This window comes from Mycobacterium sp. NTMscope_Eco_3 (assembly GCF_976985685.1).
The window spans coordinates 4,073,263-4,089,135 of the sequence record NZ_CDRJYZ010000001.1 but is presented as its reverse complement, the minus strand read 5'-3'; the positions used below and the strand labels follow the sequence as shown (position 1 = coordinate 4,089,135).

Here is a 15,873-nt window from a genome sequence, read left to right as displayed (position 1 = left end):
CCCGGGGACCGTCAGCCGCTCAGGCCCGCCTCGAGCTTGGTGTCGGTGGATTTCACGTCGCGCCCCGCGCCGGCCGACACGGTCGCCGCCTCACCGCGGGCCAGCCCCACCGTCGCGACGATCACCACCACCGCCGTCGCGGCGAGGGCGAGCCACTCCCAGCCGCTGGCCGCCAACGTCTCGCCGAGCACGACGATCCCGAGGATCCCGCCCACCACGGGCTTCGCCACGATGATCGTGGGCAGGGATGCGGTGAGCGCGCCGGCCCGATACGCCGATTGGTGATAGATCATGCCGGCCACCCCGCAGGCCACCAGCGCGTAGAGCTCGAAGGAACGCCACACCTGGCCCGGGTGGCGCTCGAGGATGTCGACGACGCCCTTCATCAGGACCGCGAACACCGCCAGCAGCGAGCCGGCCACCGCCGCAAGCAGCAGCGCCGCGACGGGACGATCCACCCAGATGCGGGCGCCCAACAAGCCCAGCAGCAACAGCGGGCCGATCACCGCGGCCACCACGAGCCACGTCTGCAGCGGCGCCCGCTGCTGACCGCCGGTCGGGTCTCCGATCGCGATGAGCACCGCCAGCGCGACCGCCAGTAGTAGCGCCCAGGTCCACTCCCGGCGGGTGATCGGGTGATGGCTCATCCGCGCGTAAATCGGCAGCGCGAACAGCAGCGCCGTCACCTGCAGCGACATCACCAGCAACACCGAGCCCTTGTCGAGGGCGGCGGCCAGCAGCAGGTAACTGCCGATGTCGCCCAAACCGCCCAGCCACCACCGGGTGTCGCGCAGCAACATGCCGAACAACGTCAGGTGGCCCACCCGCCTGTCGGTGACCTCCTGCGCGGACCGCTGACGCACGACGTTGCCGATCGCAGATGCCAGCGCGGCGCACAGGGCAAGAATGGCCGCCAGATGCACGTCGGACATGGCATAACCTCCTCACCCAGCTGGCTTGCGCTTGAACTACCAATTTAATGCGGCCCGGGGCGACCGGCGCGCCCGAGGTTGTCCGGCCGCAAAGACCCGGCCCGCTCAGAGCGGGAATGTGGTTCCGGTGAGCCGCTCGGACAGCTCCCAGAGCGCGGCGGCGGTGCCCGCGCGCCTGGCCGGCCAGTTGCGCCACGTCGGCTGGGTGCGGCCGTACAGTCCGAACCGCGGACCGACGAAGGTGTTGCCCGGCAGATCCTGCGACACCGCATACAGCGTCTGGCGGGCGCCGAAATCGGCGTCGGTGGACACGATGCGGTCGACCGCCAGGACCGCCGCGTCGCCGAGTTTGCGCCCGGAGTTGCCCTGCAGGTTCGTGTGCGACCAGCCGGGGTGGGCGGCCAGGGCGCGCAGCGACGAACCGACGCCGTCCAGGCGCCGTTGCAGCTCGCTGGTGAACAGCAGATTGGCCAGCTTCGACTGGCTGTAGGACAGCCACGCCGAATACGGCCGGGACCGAAAGTTCAAGTCTTTGAGGCTGATATAGCCGAAGTGGTGCATCAGCGAGGACACCGTCACCACGCGGTCGGTCAGCTTGGGCAACAGCAGGTTGGTCAGCGCGAAATGGCCGAGGTGGTTGGTGCCGATCTGACCCTCGAAGCCGTCGACGGTCACCGCGTGTTTGGTGGCCATGATGCCCGCGTTGTTGACCAGGATGTCGACCTTCTCGATGCCCTCGGCGAAGCGCCGCACCGACCCCAGATCTTGCAGATCGAGCTCGCGCACCTCGACCCGGCCGGCGGCCGAGCGCGCCATGCGGGCGGCCGCGGCGTGACCCTTGTCGGTGTTGCGGACGGCCAGGATGACGTGGCCACCGACCCGGACCAACTCGCGGGCGGTGATCTCACCCAGCCCGGCGTTGGCGCCGGTGATGATGATGGTCCGTCCGGCGAACGAGGGCAGCTGGGCTGCGGTCCAATCGGCCATGGCAGACACCCTAACCACGCAGCCGCGAACGCCGCCGCGGGGCCGAGCGGCATCGCGGTGGCGCCGAGGACGCGTTCGGGGTCCGGCGGTGCTCCCGGGTATCGTGCCTGGGATGACCAGCGACATCCCACCGGCGCGGGTAGCACGACAGCGGTGTTTTGTCAGGTACGCGCGGGGGATCGCCGGATGTTTCTAGGCGTCATCGTCAATCCGAAAGCGCGGAAGAATCGTGCCGCTCCCCGCGATCGCATCGACGAGCTGCGTCGCCTCGTCGGTCCCTGGGGCGAGGTGCACGAGACCGCATCCATCGACGATCTCCGCGACACCATCAAGCGGATCGGCCCGCGCGTCACCCACCTGGTGGGCGACGGCGGCGACGGCGCGCTGCATTGGTTGATCAACGAAACCGAGCAATGCGAACCGGACCCCGAACGCTGGCCGGCGTTCGTCCCCTCCAACGGTGGCAGCGTGAACGCCGTTGCGCGCAAGGCCCGGGTGCGCGGCCGGCCGGAGACGATCATCCGCGCATTGACGGCGGCCGCCGAAGCCGATCGACCTCCGCCCGAGGTGCGCCTGGACACGTTGGTGCTCGACGGCGAAACCGCCGACGGCGCGGCGTTTCATCGGCTCTGCTTCGGGCTGGCCGCCGGGGGTGTCGGCAACCGCTTCTATGACCGGTACTACGCGGCCCCCGACCACGGTCGGCTGGCCGTCGCGCGGGTGATCGCCCGCAGCTTCGGCGACTACATCACGTCCAAGGTCGCCCCGAGCCGGGTGAAGACCCCGAACTACGCGTCGATCCTGTTTACCCCGACGAGCGCCCGCGTCGTCATCGACGGCGACGAGGTCCCGTCTCGCACGCACAGCCTGCTGCACGCGGGCGCGATCGACCTGCGCATCGGTGGCCCCCTGCGGTTGTTCCCGAAGGCGGCCGAACCCGGCGCGCTGCACTTTCAGGCCGGATACCTACGGCCCTCGAGAATCGTAGCGCAGCTTCCCACCGCCCTCACCAACGGCATGCTCCGTGGCAAGGGGCTGCGCGACGTCAACGGCCACGAGATGATCATCGAAGCCGAGGGCGAGCCGCTGTCGCCCATCATCGATGGGGAGCGCTTCCTGGGCATCGTGAAGCTCGTGGCCCGGGCGGGGCCGCGGATCCGCATCGCGCAGGTCGCGCCGTCCAGCATCGCCCGGGCGCGCAGCGCGACGGCGTCGTGACGCACGCCACGTCATAGTTCCGCAATCCGGTTCCGACACCGTGCGGCGCGCGTAAAAGGCCCGGTAAATCCGACCCCGGAAATGCTTTTATGGCTTTGCGAATTGACGCCTCGGCCAAGCGGATGAAAGACTATTACGGCCCGCACTATAGGCATCTGAATTACGCGAATTAGTACATCCGTAGGTCAGTATCTGAGGAGCCTGTTCGGGCAATAACGCCAGGTCGCTGACCACTGAGATACTGAAGTCCGTATCGTCGCAGATCAGCATTTGCGGAATTAATTTCGCCGCTTAAGCCAGAGCTGTGAATGTGTTGTGCATAGCCCATTAATGGCGCTGAATGTTTTGCTCTTCACCGGTCGGCGGCGCTACATTGGTTTTATATTCATGACGGAAGTCGTTCCCGGGCTCAGCCCGAACCGGAAGGGGGTCGCTCCTACGATGGAGACGCTGATCGATTACCTGCACAAGTGGGAAGCGCTGAAGCCGGACCAGACCCTTTTCCGCTTCGTCGACGTCGACGGGCGCGAACTCGAGCACTACACCTATCAGGGCTTCGCCGACCGTACCCGCGAGCTGGCCGCCTACCTCTCCAAAGAGGCCGGCCTCAAGGCGGGTGAGCGGGCGTTGCTCGTCTACCCCCCCGGCCTGGAGATGATCGCGGCGCTGTATGCCTGCGCGCGCATCGGGGTGATCGCCGTTCCGGTCAGCCCTCCGCTGCCCATGTCGTTCGATTCCGGGCTGGCCAAGCTCAGCTTCATCGCGCGGGATTGCGGCGCCAGGGCCGTGCTGTCGACGAAGCAGTTCGAGTACGACTTCCGGCTGCTGCTCGGCCAGCGGCACGGTGGGCAGGGCTGGTCCGACGCCGCCCTGCCCGAGCTGCCCTGGTTCGCCACCGACGGTGCCCAAGAGTTCGGCGGCGCCCCGGTGGCGGACACCCCGGGGGACGTGCTCTTCCTGCAATACACGTCGGGCTCGACGAACGACCCCAAGGGCGTCATCGTCAGCCACGCCAACGTGATTGCCAACGGGTCCGCCTTCACCGGCGACGTGGTGCTGGCCTCGTGGCTTCCGCAGCATCACGACATGGGCCTGATCTCGGCCTACATGTTCATCCTGCTGCTGGGTGGGTCCACCCATGCGATGTCGCCGTTGGACTTCCTCGCACGGCCCTCGTCGTGGCTTCGGCTCATCAGCGACGTCCGCGCCACACACACGCCGGGACCGAACTTCGCGCTCGAATACTGCCTGCGTGAGGACAAGCTGCCCGCCGCCGAGCTCGCCGGTGTCGACCTGAGCAGCCTCGAGTGCATCGTCGTGGGGGCGGAACCGTTGCGGGCCAACACCTTCGACCAATTCCGGCAGCGGTTCGCCGACTATGGCCTGCGGCCCGAAGCGCTGACGGGCGCTTACGGCATGGCCGAGTCCACGCTGATCGTGTCGATCCGGGGGCGCCAGACCATCGCGGTGAACAAGCGGGGGCTGGAAAAGAATGTCGCGCGGGTCGAAAAGGCGTTGCCGGAGAACAGCAATCAGGTGCCGTTGGTCAGCTGCGGCAAGCCCATCGACGACACGCTGGTTCGCATCGTCGAACCCGAATCGCGAAAGGCGCTGGGCGAGGGCCGGGTCGGCGAAGTCTGGCTGGACGGGCCCTCCAAGGGCGGCGGCTACTGGAACCGCCCGGAGCTCACCGCGGAGATGTTCGGCGCCCGCATAGCCGGCGATGACGAACACACCTACCTGCGCACCGGCGATCTCGGCTTCCTCTACGAGGGCGAGCTGTTCGTCTGCGGCCGCAGCAAGGATCTGATCATCGTGCGCGGTGTCAACTGCTACCCCTCCGACATCGAAGCCATCGTCGAACGCTCGGACGCGCACGTCCGCAGCGGGTGCGTCGCCGCGCTGTCGGTCGAGCGCGACGAGCAGGAGGCGTTGGTCGTGGTCGCCGAGGTGCGAGACGAGCACAACCTGCCCGACGCGAAGGCCCTGGCCCGCGCCATCCGGCGGCACTGCCACGTCGATCCGCACACCATCGTGTTCGCGCCGCCGCGCAGCATCCCCAAGACCACCTCGGGCAAGATCCGGCGCGCGCGGACCCGCCAGCTGTGGCTGGACGGCACGCTGCCCGCGTTCACTAGTTGGGTCAACCCGGCGGTCACCCGGGCCCACGAGGGTCTGGAGGTCGGTGCGGGCCCGCTGGAGCGGTTCCGCAATCTCATCGAGAGCTACGACCTCACCGGCGACGAGGACTGCTCGTTCGCCGACCTCGGCATCGATTCGCTGGCGCTGGCCGAACTGCGCACCGACCTGCAGGCCGTGCTGGAGGAGCACGGCGCGGGCGAGCTCGCCGAAGAGGTCAACACGCGCCTGCTGCAGCGGCTGACGGTGGCCGAATTCTTCGGGCTGATGCGGCAATTCGGGGAGGGATCCGGGCAGCCGCTGGACGCCCTGCGCCGGGCGCTGGACCAGATCTCCGCCGACTACGAGGCATACGAGACCGCCCAGATGCGCGCCGACGCCGCCCTGCCGCTGCCGGAGCCGGCACCGGCGCGGGCGGGTGCGCCCACCGACATCCTGCTGACCGGCGCGACCGGGTTCCTGGGGCCGTTCCTGGTGGGCAGCCTGCTCGGCAGGACGTCCTACAAGGTGCACGCACTGGTGCGCGCCACGGACGCGGCGCACGGCTTGGACCGCATCGTCGCGTCGCTGCGCCGCGCTCAGCTCTGGACGCCGGCGCTGGAGGCCGAGGTCCGGGCGCGGGTGCGGGTGATCTGTGGCGATCTCGCCGAGCCCGCGCTGGGCATCGGGGAGGCGGCCTTCCAGCAACTCGCCGAGGACGTCGACGCCGTCGTGCACAACGGCGCCCTGGTCAACTACGTGCGGACCTACGACGCCCTGCGGCCCGCCAACGTGGAGGGCACCCGCGAGCTGTTGCGGCTGGCGATGACCGCCCACCGCAAGACTTTCCACCTGGTCTCGAGCACCTTCATCTACGGCTGGAGCACCGAGCCGGTGGTCGGGGAGTGGGACGCGAACGAGAAGATGGCCGGGCTGGACTTCGGCTACTCGCAAACCAAGTGGGTCGGCGAGCAGCTGGCGCTGGCCGCGCAGCGCAAAGGGCTCGACGTCCGCATCTACCGGCCCTCGCTGATCTCTCCGACCCGGGCGGGCTTCGGCAGCCAGGACGACATCCTGGTGCGCCTCACGGCGTTCATGATCGAGCACGGCCTGGCCGTCAACGCGCTCAACCAGATCAGCCTGCTGCCGGCGGACCTGATCGCGGACCACATCGTCGCGCTGATGGATCTCCCGGACGAGTCGGGCAGTGTTTTCAATATGACGGCCGACGACTACTACAACCTGACCGACATCACCCGGATCCTGTCCGAACGCTACGGGTATCGCTTTGACTACCACGACATTCCGTCGTTCGCCGAGCAGCTGGACCGCCGCTGCACGCCGAACGACCAGATGTATCCGCTGGTTGACTTCCTCACGCGGTCGGCGGGCAAGATCGCGGCGATGCGCGACAAGCGCTACGACAACACCCAGTACCGGCACCGGCGGGGGCTCGCCACGGTCCGCCTGCGCGAGCCGGCCCTGACCGAGACGGTCGATTACCTCGTCCGGTTCTTGCGCAGCGAGCGTCTGATCACTGAGGTAGAGGATGAGGCGCAACGCAGCGCCTAGCACGGAAAGGGATGGCAACGATGTTCACCGTCGACGACAAGGCGGCGGGCCCGCATGACGCCTCGCTCGATCACGAGCGCATCGTCCTGCAGGCGCGTGACGTCGACTTCGATTGGTCGACGCTCCCGTTCTATTACGTGCCGAACGAGCCCTTCACCACCCACTTCTGCAACGTGCTGCACCTGCTGCTGCCGGCGGGTGAGGAGTTCATCGTCGACGCGTTCAAGGACACCCTGCCGCTGATCAAAGACGATCAATTGCGGCGCGACGTGCAGGGATTCGTCAGCCAGGAGGCCATGCATTCGCAGGCGCACGCCGGGGTGCTCGGGCACTTCGCGGCCAACGACATCGACGTCACACCGTTCACCGACCAGATGCGTTGGCTGTTCGGCCAACTCATCGGTGACCGCCCGCACTGGAGCCGGCGCCGGCGGCAGAGCTGGTTGCTCGAACGGGTCTCGATGGTGGCGGCGCTCGAGCACTACACCGCGATCCTGGGCGAGTGGATCCTGGATACCCCCCAGCACGACGCCCTGGGCACCGATCCGGTGATGCTGGACTTGCTGCGCTGGCACGGCGCGGAGGAGGTCGAGCACAAGGCCGTCGCGTTCGACACCATGAAGCATCTGCGCGCCGGGTACTGGCGGCAGGTGCGCACCCAGCTGCTGGTGACGCCCGCGCTGCTGTGGCTGTTCATCCGCGGCGTGCGATTCATGTATTCGGTCGACCCCTATCTGCCGCCGGGGACCAAACCGCGCTGGCGCGACTATTTCCGCGCGGCCCGAAGGGGCTTGGTGCCGGGGCCATTCCAGTTCCTGCGGGTCATCGGCGCCTATTACACGCCGAGTTTCCATCCGTCCCAGCTGGGCGGGGTGGGACGCGCGGTCGACTATTTGGCCCGCTCGCCCGCCGCCCGAGCGTCGCACTGAATACGGGAGCGTTCGGGATGACTCAGTCCAGCACCGTGATCGCCTCCGACGGGGTTTCCTTGGCGGTCCACGCCTATACCGAGATCGACCCGCGGCGGCCCACCGTTCTGGCGATCCACGGCTACCCGGATAACCACCGCGTGTGGGACGGCGTCGCACACGAACTCGCCGACCGGTTCAACGTGGTGGCCTATGACGTGCGCGGGTCCGGCGAATCGTCGAGGCCGACGGGGCGATCGGGTTACGTTCTGCCGCAGCTGGTTTCCGATGTCGGCGCGGTGATCGACAGTCTCGGGGTGGGCCAGGTTCACCTGTTGGCCCACGACTGGGGTTCGATCCAGGGCTGGGCGGCGGTCACCGACGACTCGGTGATGGCCAAGGTCGCCTCGTTCACGTCGATCTCCGGGCCGCACCTGAACTATGCGGGCAGGTTCCTGCGGTCTCCGCGCACACCGCGCGCCGTTTTCGACGTCGTCAAGCAGGCCCTGGCCTCCTCCTACATCTGGTTCTTCCTGTGCCCGGGTGTGCCGGAGCTGGCGATCCGGTCGCGGGCGACCGTGAAAGTCTTTGCCGCGGTGGAACGTATCGGCCGCGGGCGCAGCAGCGATCGGCAACGCGCGGCCACGACCCGCTCGATCGAGGACTACCTCAACGGGCTGAACCTGTACCGGGCGAACATGCCGGCGCCGTTCTTCGTCCCGGTGCGGCAGTTGCCGCAGACCCGGGTGCCGGTGCAGGTGCTCGTCGCGCGGCGGGACTATTTCGTATCGCCCGCCCTGCAACGGTTTACCGGCTCTATTCCCGACCGCGGCAGGATCGTCCCGATCGAGGGTGGCCATTGGGTGGTCACCTCCCATCCCGACGTCATCGCCGGGTTCACCGGCGAGTGGGTCAATCTGACGTCGGAGAGTGCGGGCCGCCGCGAAATGGGGCGGGCGTGAGAACGGCTGTGACACGGGCTATTTGGGATAGCATTCCGGCCGACCTCTACGGCCGGCGCAAACGCGACCGGATGTACACGGCGTTGTACGGGGTCGGCACGCTGTTCGGGGGCATGGCGTCGGCGTCGCGGTGGACGCCCTCCCGGGTACAGCCCGTGCAGCGGACCACCACCGCGGTAGTCACCAAACGTGAGGAACTGACGCCCGATGTGGTCGCGTTGACGCTGGCCGACCCGGACGGTGGGTTGTTGCCGTCCTGGACACCCGGCGCGCACATCGACGTTCGGCTCCCGTCGGGCCGGCGCCGGCAGTATTCGCTGTGCGGGCCACCCGGGCGGCGCACCGACTATCGCATCGCCGTGCGCCGCATTGCCGACGGCGGCGGTGGCTCGATCGAGATGCACGACACCTTCACCGTGGGGGACCCGCTCGAGTTCGAAGGGCCCCGCAACGCGTTCTATCTCGTCACCGACGAGCATGAGGTGTTGTTCGTGATCGGCGGCATCGGGGTGACGCCCATCCTGCCGATGATCCAGACCGCGCAGCAGCACGGAATCGCTTGGCGCGCCGTCTATGCCGGGCGCAGCCGGGACTACATGCCGCTGCTCGACGAAGTAGTGGCGGTCGCGCCGGACCGGGTCACGGTGTGGGCCGACGACGAGCGCGGCCGGATCCCCACCGCGGCGGACCTGCTCGCCGACGCCGGGCCGACGACCGCCGTCTACGTGTGTGGCCCCACGGCGCTGCTGGAATCGGTGCGCACCGTGCGTGACGAGCACGCCGGCGCGCCGCTGCACTACGAACGTTTCGGGCCGCCGCCGGTGATCGACGGCGTCCCCTTCGAACTGGAACTGGCGCGTTCGCGGCGGGTGCTCACGGTGCCGGCCAACCGTTCGGCGCTGGACGTCATGCTCGACCGCGACTCGACGACGGCCTATTCCTGCCAGCAAGGCTTCTGCGGCACCTGCAAGGTGAAAGTGCTTGCCGGACAGGTCGATCGGCGGGGTAGCGCCGCCGAGGGGGACGACGAGATGCTGGTCTGCGTGTCCCGGGCGAAAAACGGGCGTGTGGTCATCGACGCCTGACCGTTTCGAATCGCCTACATGGGGCCGGGAAGCTCTCCCAGGCTGGAAAGTTCGGCATGCACGGGTCCAATGGCGGCCTGATATTGCTCGTCGGTGAGGGTCTTGGCGTAGTAGCGGCTCATGCGGAGCTGGTATTGCTGGTCCCGAAGTTGGCGGATCCGATCGAGCCTGGCGGCGTCTGCCGCGCCGAATTTGAGCTGCTCGACGCTGATGTGGCCGGCCATGACCTGTTCGATCGGCGAGAGCCGGTAGCCGCAATGGGCGAGCAACTCCAGGTAGGCCTTGCAATGTGCCCGTTCCCCCTCCCGCCACGTGCCGCGTTGGGTTCCCCATTCGAAGGCGGCCAGCACCATCGCGAGCGTCACGACGTTGGGGCGCGCGTCGGCATGGGCCAGCGCCGCCAAGTCCTCGCTCCGGGATCCGTCGACGCCGAGGAGCTTTGCGGCTATTGACATGCTGGCCGGGCAGTGCAATTCGGTCAGGTAGTGGAAGTTGCGTGCGATGAAGATGTCGATCCACGGCGGCGGCGCCGCAAGCAGATTGGCCCGAACCCAGTCGCGGCGCGCCCCGGCGACGCTCCGCGCGAGTCGGTCCAGCTCGCGCATCAGCACCCAGTCGCGGTTGGCGTCGGCGGCGGCCTCGGATTCCAGCTTGGTGGGCCGGCACCCAGTGAACGTGGAGCATCCTTCAACCTCGTCGAGACTCCAGGGTCGCGCTTCGTCGAAGGTCAGGTAGGACGCATAGACACCCAATTCCGGGCACCCCACGCGTTTTGCCAAATCGCTCACCGTCGTTTTTCCGGGCAACAACCTGCAGATGTGATCCCGCTGGCCGAGGTCATCCCGGCTATAGATGAGGCCGATTTCCCGGTGGCGCGATCGGTCGTCGTTGTCCAGAAACACGCACCACCCGGCCGGCCCGGCGATTCCCGGTACATAGTGGGTAGAAATCTCGATCAGCAGGTCATCGATGGTCGCCGAGGCGGGATAGACCCAGAACTCGCGATGGGAGTCGACATCGTCGCCCATGGCGACCGAGTCCCGGTCGACGGTCACCTTCACCGTGTCAGACATATTGAGCCCCACCTACCTCGACCCTGGGCTACCAACGTATCGGAACGCGTTGGTGTTCGGTGTTCGATTGCGCGGCGCTGCGTCATGCTTAGCCAATGCCGAAGAAATCGTTGCGCCCGCCGGCGCAGCCGGAATCTGGGCCGCAGGGTCCGCTGCTGGGGACGTGGCGAGCGGCCGGCCTGAGCATGGCCGTGATCGCGTCTGCGGCGGCGGATGGGTTGGGCGCGCTGCTCGGGGCGGTGATCGTGATTCCGGTGATCTATGCCTTGACGCGACTGCGCGCGTACGCCCCGCACGCGCGCAGTACCGCCGAATTGATCGGCGCCACGCTGGGCCCCAGGGCTGGGTTCGCTGCGGGCGCCATTCAGCTGCTTGCCTACCTCGCCTTGGCGGCCAAGTTCGCCATCACGCTCGGAGCGGTTGTGCTGGTGGACGTTTCATCCGGTGACGACCCCGCCAAGGTTGTTTCGTGGTTGCCGGTTGGCGCACTGGTGGCCGCGATCGTCGTCGGTGCCGTCGTCTGCTGGGCGTCGACCCGGGCCGTCGCCTCGGTGGTGGCGCCGCTCGTGGTCGCGGGTTTGCTCGTGTGCGTCTACCTCGCCGTGGCGGTCGCCGCCCGCGTCGCCGCGGGCAGTGACGCGGTCGTCATCGGTACGGCCGCAACGCCGCACCAGCTGTCCGACCAACTCGTCGGCTTCGGTCTGGGGATGGTGGGCGTCGAGCTCGTCACGGTCCGCGGCGCGCGCATCGGCAGGCCGGGCCGGTCGATGTCGCTGGCGGTCGCGGTGATGGCCGGGGCGGCTGTGGTGTTGTGGGTGGCCGACCATCAGGGTGTCGCGGGGCCGTGGCGGTGGAGCGCCAAATTTCTGTCCGAGGCTGTTCCGGAGTTCTACGCCGATGCCGGTTGGATGTGGATGGCCGTCGCCGGCGTCACGTTGGCGACGGCGGCCGCGTTGGCTTCGGGGTGGGCGGTGGTGCGCGTCGCCGTTGGCCTGGCGGCCACTGGTGAGGCAACGCCGAATACTGGCCTGCGAGTGGCGGTGGCAGTGCTTGTCGCGGCGATGGCGGCCGTCTTGTCCGCGCACGGGGCTCGCGCGGTCGCCGCGGTCGTTTTCGGCGCGGCGGCGCTATTGCTGGTTGTGTTGTATGTCGCCGTCGCAGAGGCCAATTCACGAATTCCCGGTGACAGCGTCGTGGCCTGGTGGGTGCGGCTGATCATGCCCGCGCTGGCAGTGGTGGCCGTGGTCAAACCGGTGGTGGATGCCCACCTCGGTGTGGTGGAGGTGGCGACGGTGATTGTCGCAATGCTCGGGGTGTGCGCCGCGTTGGCCGTGGCGTCGCTGTCGAGGGCGCCAGGGGTGCCCGGCCAAATCTGAGTAGTCTTACGGATCCCACCAAGGGTGCGCCGTCGCAGGCTTATTGGCATGACCGTTCCCAACAGCATGTCAAAAACCACCGCCGCCTTCTTCGTTCAGGCCGCCGTCGCCTTCGCGATCAGCTTTGTGACCGCGCTGGCCGGGATTTACTTTCTTCCCCTTGACGCGTGGCAACGACTGTTCCTCGGCATCACCTTCCTCTTCCTGGTATCGAGCGCGTTCACGCTGGCCAAGGTCATCCGTGACCACCAGGAAGCCGCGACCGTTCGGGTCCGACTCGATGAAGCCCGCATCGAGAGGCTGCTGGCCGACTACGACCCGCTGGGCGCCGCGAGCTGAGTAGTACTACTCAGGCTCAACGCGTAGAACTGCGCAGGCCCTGGGCGGCCTGCTCGGCAACGCTTCTTTCATCGCACGACTTCGACTCCGCCGCAACACTTCTATCCCTATTCACAGAAGGACACCCATGACAACTCTCGCGAGATTTCCCGACGCCGCCGAGGTGGCCGTGCGCACGCCGGCCGACCGTGATCGCGTCCTGGACGTCATCCGCATCACCTCCCTGATCGGTGTGGTGCTCGGCCATACCGTGATGGCCATCAGCGTCATCGAAAACCATGTCCTGATCTGGGATAACCTGCTCACCACTTCGACGCTGTTCCAGGTAGCGACCTGGCTGCTTCAGATCATGCCGCTGTTCTTCTTCGCCGGCGCCGCGGCCTGCCTGTCCTCCTGGTCCCCGGGCACCAACTGGGGAGACTGGCTGATGAAACGCTGCACCAGGCTGTTCCGGCCGGTGTTCTACTACCTGGCATTCTGGGCGGTCGCACTGACCGTGCTGTATCGGGCGCTGCCCCAACATATTTACGAGCCGATTGCCGGCGTCAGCACGCAGCTGCTGTGGTTCCTGGGCGCCTACGTCCTGGTGCTGGCCGCCATGCCGATGCTGTATCGCATCACCACGGCGCGGCGCCTCGCCGCGGGGGTGGCCGCGGTCTACGGAGCGATCGCGGTGATCGACCTGATCCGGCTGCACTGGCCGGCGGCGATGCCCCTGGGCTACCTCAACCTCGCCGTCTGGCTCATCCCCGCCATGTTCGGGGTCGCCTACCGCCGCCGGCTACTCAGCGGTCGCGCCGCGCTGGCCGTGGCCGGCGCCTTCTTCGCCGTCGACGTCGCACTGGTGCGCTGGGGTCCGTACCAGATCAGCATGGTCGGCACCGGGGATCACCACCTCTCCAACACCAGCCCGCCGTCGCTGCTGTTGGCGGGGCACGCAATCATCTTGAGCGCCTTGGCGATCGCGGGCGCACCGGCGATCGCGCGCTGGGCGCAGCGGCCACGGGTGTGGTGGTGGACCGCAATCGGCAACTCCGGGGCGATGACCCTCTACCTGTGGCACATGCCGGTGCTGCTGGGCGTGCATCTGCTCTTCGGTTACCTTGACTGCCCGCGGTTTCCGGGCCAGCCGGACTTCCTCGCCATCAGCGTCGCGCAGGTGGTCATCGTGGTCCTCGCAGTGGCCGTGCTGTTCGTCGCGTTGCGGCCGCTCGAAAACAACCCGCTGGCCGGCTGGGACGGCGCCGGGACCGTCACCTCGCGCGGGCGGGGCGCGGTCGTCGGCGCGCTGCTGTGCGTGGCCGGTGTCGCGATCCTGGCCGCGATCAGGTGGGGCCTCAAGGACGACGGGCTGGTGTGCATGGCCGTGGTCGTGGCCGCACTCGTCGCCGCGCGGGCGATGGCCCACGAGACCGGCGGGGCACCCCGCTAAAAGCGGGTCACGGTTCGGAGTCCAGGCCATGCTCGATCGCATAGCGCGCCAATTCCACCCGGTTCGCGACCTGAAGCTTTCGAAATGTCGCCTGCACGTGGTTTTCGACCGTGCGGTGGCTCAACGACAGCCGGGCGGCGATCTGCTTGGCGGACAGCCCTTTTGCGACGTAGCGTAACACCTCCGTCTCGCGTTCGGTCAGGCTGGGACGGGCGGGGCCGTCGTCCTTGCTTTGCGCGATACGCCGGTATTCACCCAACACCAGTCCGGCCAGGCCCGGGGTGAACACGGCCCGGCCCGCGGCCGTCGCCGTCACAGCCTGTGCCAGTTCGGGTTTCGAGGCGCTCTTGACCAGATATCCCGTCGCACCAGCTTTGACGGCCTCCAAGACGTCGTCACGTTCGTCGGAGGCCGACAGCACCAGCACCCGCGTCGACGGCGACACCGCGAGCACCGCGGCGGTGGCCTGTGCGCCATTCCCGTCGGGCAGTTGCATATCCATCACCACCACGTCGGGTTTGACCACGCCCGCCCGCCGCCCCGCGGCGGCCACCCCATCGGCCGTGGCCACCACGGTGAATCCGCCCTCGGCCAGGTCGCGCGCGACCGCGTCACGCCAGATGGGATGGTCGTCGACCACCATCACCGTCGCCGGCGTCACATCCTCAGCCATGCCGTCCCTCCCCGCGCGGCACGCACAACTCCCACTCGGTCCCCTCGCCAGGGGCGCTGCGCAGTTGCGCGGTGCCGCCCAGCGACGTCAACCGCCCCACGATCGACTGGGAGACGCCCAGGCGTCCCTGACGCGCCGCTTCCTCGAGTCGACCGTCGGCGATGCCCACGCCGTCGTCGCGCACACTGACTACGACGGAATCGCCGAGGTCCTCCACGAGTACGTACGCGCGCGCCTCCGGGCCCGCATGGGCCCCGGCGTTGTCCAGCGCATTGCCCACCGCGGCGTCGAGCTCGGTCCCTACCCGGCGCCCCAGCGACACCGGAGTCGCCGGCAGGCTGATCGACACCCGGTCGGACGCCCGGCAACGCAGCAGCGTGCGCAGATCGATCGTCGCGCCGTCGGCCTCCGGATCCAGGTCGGCGCACGCCACCCACCGGCGCAGCGCACGCTCTTGCTCGCTCGCCAGGTCGGCGAGTTCCGCTGTCGCGCCGCCGATTTCATGGCCCTTTTTGGCGACCAGCGCCAGCACCTGGATGGCGCCGTCGTGCACCTCGCGGGACAGCCGCTCGCGTTCTTGCACCGCGGCGCTCAACCGGGCCGCCCGTTGCAGTTCGGCGTGCGCACGTCGAGCGGTCTGCGCGGCCATACCGATCGCCATGCCGATGGCCAGCTCGATGATGACGGTGGCGTTGTGCCCCAGGTTAAGGGCGAGGTAGTCCTTGACCGCGAAATTGGTGGCCATCACCGCCAGACCTGTGAGCATCCCCCCGCCGGGGCCGAACTGGATCGCGGCGGAAATCGTGGGATTGCTCGCCCACAACGTCGTCGGCCAGGTCTGGTTCTCGGCCGCCCAGTGCGGCGTCGCGACGACGGTGTTCGACCACATGAGCAAGACCGCGATCACGATCTCGGCGAGCACCCAGGACGGTCTTCGGCCGAACCCCCGCAGGTAGCCGACGGCACACGCCGCGCTCCAGCCGATCAGGAGCGCGAACAGGATCCACCCCAGCGCGGGTCGGCGCAGATCGGGATTGATCCCGATTTGAAAGCCGGCGGCATAAACGCAACTCAGCAGCCGGAAAACCTGCGCTGCGCGCCACAGCGGCGTCGTGGGATCGGGATCCTGGTTCGGCATCGTGATCAGCATAAATGGCCTCGCGCCGACGAACCGACGGCGCGATCGTGGAGACCTAGA

12 protein-coding genes and 1 pseudogene are annotated in these 15,873 nt (G+C 68.0%); 8 read left to right on the top strand and 5 right to left on the bottom strand.

The genetic code is table 11. The features are described from left to right. Nucleotides 1-11: 11 nt before the first annotated feature. The gene (locus AC0KTM_RS18850) at nucleotides 12-932 is read right to left on the bottom strand and encodes a DMT family transporter (RefSeq protein ID WP_225326342.1); all 921 of its coding nucleotides are present in this window, start codon (nucleotides 930-932) and stop codon (nucleotides 12-14) included. Nucleotides 933-1,037: 105 nt separating this feature from the next. After that, entirely contained in the window at nucleotides 1,038-1,919 is an 882-nt protein-coding gene (locus AC0KTM_RS18845; RefSeq protein WP_225326343.1) for an oxidoreductase, read from the bottom strand. A 186-nt stretch (nucleotides 1,920-2,105) separates the two neighbouring features. On the opposite strand from AC0KTM_RS18845, the gene AC0KTM_RS18840 reads away from it, so the two are divergent. The 5 genes from AC0KTM_RS18840 to AC0KTM_RS18820 all read left to right on the top strand — a co-directional run bounded on the left by AC0KTM_RS18840 (nucleotide 2,106) and on the right by AC0KTM_RS18820 (nucleotide 9,782). Beyond that, nucleotides 2,106-3,137, top strand: a complete 1,032-nt coding sequence (locus AC0KTM_RS18840) for a diacylglycerol/lipid kinase family protein (protein WP_225326344.1) — start codon at nucleotides 2,106-2,108, stop codon at nucleotides 3,135-3,137. A gap of 441 nt (nucleotides 3,138-3,578) precedes the next feature. Beyond that, nucleotides 3,579-6,827 carry a thioester reductase domain-containing protein gene (locus AC0KTM_RS18835; RefSeq protein WP_225326345.1) on the top strand — a complete coding sequence of 1,083 codons (3,249 nt, stop codon included), beginning with the start codon at nucleotides 3,579-3,581 and terminating at the stop codon, nucleotides 6,825-6,827. Between the two features lie 20 nt (nucleotides 6,828-6,847). Further along, entirely contained in the window at nucleotides 6,848-7,756 is a 909-nt protein-coding gene (locus tag AC0KTM_RS18830; RefSeq protein WP_225326570.1) for a metal-dependent hydrolase, read from the top strand. 17 nt (nucleotides 7,757-7,773) lie between these two features. Continuing rightward, complete coding sequence (locus AC0KTM_RS18825; protein WP_472416379.1) at nucleotides 7,774-8,697, top strand: alpha/beta fold hydrolase; 924 nt, start codon at nucleotides 7,774-7,776, stop codon at nucleotides 8,695-8,697. A gap of 8 nt (nucleotides 8,698-8,705) precedes the next feature. Then, a complete protein-coding gene (locus AC0KTM_RS18820; protein WP_472416377.1) occupies nucleotides 8,706-9,782 on the top strand; it encodes a PDR/VanB family oxidoreductase in 1,077 nt (358 codons plus the stop codon). 14 nt (nucleotides 9,783-9,796) lie between these two features. On the opposite strand, the gene AC0KTM_RS18815 is transcribed toward AC0KTM_RS18820, so the two are convergent. Then, the gene (locus AC0KTM_RS18815) at nucleotides 9,797-10,855 is read right to left on the bottom strand and encodes a hypothetical protein (RefSeq protein ID WP_238956649.1); all 1,059 of its coding nucleotides are present in this window, start codon (nucleotides 10,853-10,855) and stop codon (nucleotides 9,797-9,799) included. A 95-nt stretch (nucleotides 10,856-10,950) separates the two neighbouring features. Here AC0KTM_RS18815 and AC0KTM_RS18810 point away from each other — a divergent pair, with 95 nt between their 5' ends. From AC0KTM_RS18810 to AC0KTM_RS18800, 3 genes and pseudogenes are all read left to right on the top strand, one after another. Beyond that, a complete protein-coding gene (locus tag AC0KTM_RS18810) occupies nucleotides 10,951-12,231 on the top strand; it encodes a hypothetical protein (RefSeq protein WP_472416375.1) in 1,281 nt (426 codons plus the stop codon). 48 nt (nucleotides 12,232-12,279) lie between these two features. Next, on the top strand, nucleotides 12,280-12,570 hold the full coding sequence (locus tag AC0KTM_RS18805; RefSeq protein ID WP_225326350.1) for a YiaA/YiaB family inner membrane protein: 291 nt from the start codon (nucleotides 12,280-12,282) through the stop codon (nucleotides 12,568-12,570). A gap of 127 nt (nucleotides 12,571-12,697) precedes the next feature. After that, nucleotides 12,698-14,046: pseudogene (locus AC0KTM_RS18800) on the top strand (acyltransferase family protein). Here the strand turns inward: AC0KTM_RS18800 and AC0KTM_RS18795 are convergent. Both AC0KTM_RS18795 and macS read right to left on the bottom strand, forming a co-directional pair. Next, nucleotides 14,010-14,675 (bottom strand): response regulator, encoded by a 666-nt coding sequence (locus AC0KTM_RS18795; protein ID WP_238956647.1) that lies wholly within the window; start codon nucleotides 14,673-14,675, stop codon nucleotides 14,010-14,012. The pseudogene AC0KTM_RS18800 and the gene AC0KTM_RS18795 sit on opposite strands and share 37 nt — an antisense overlap. After that, a complete protein-coding gene (gene macS, locus AC0KTM_RS18790; protein WP_225326353.1) occupies nucleotides 14,668-15,825 on the bottom strand; it encodes a MacS family sensor histidine kinase in 1,158 nt (385 codons plus the stop codon). Before macS ends, AC0KTM_RS18795 begins: the two co-directional genes overlap by 8 nt. Nucleotides 15,826-15,873: the final 48 nt, after the last annotated feature.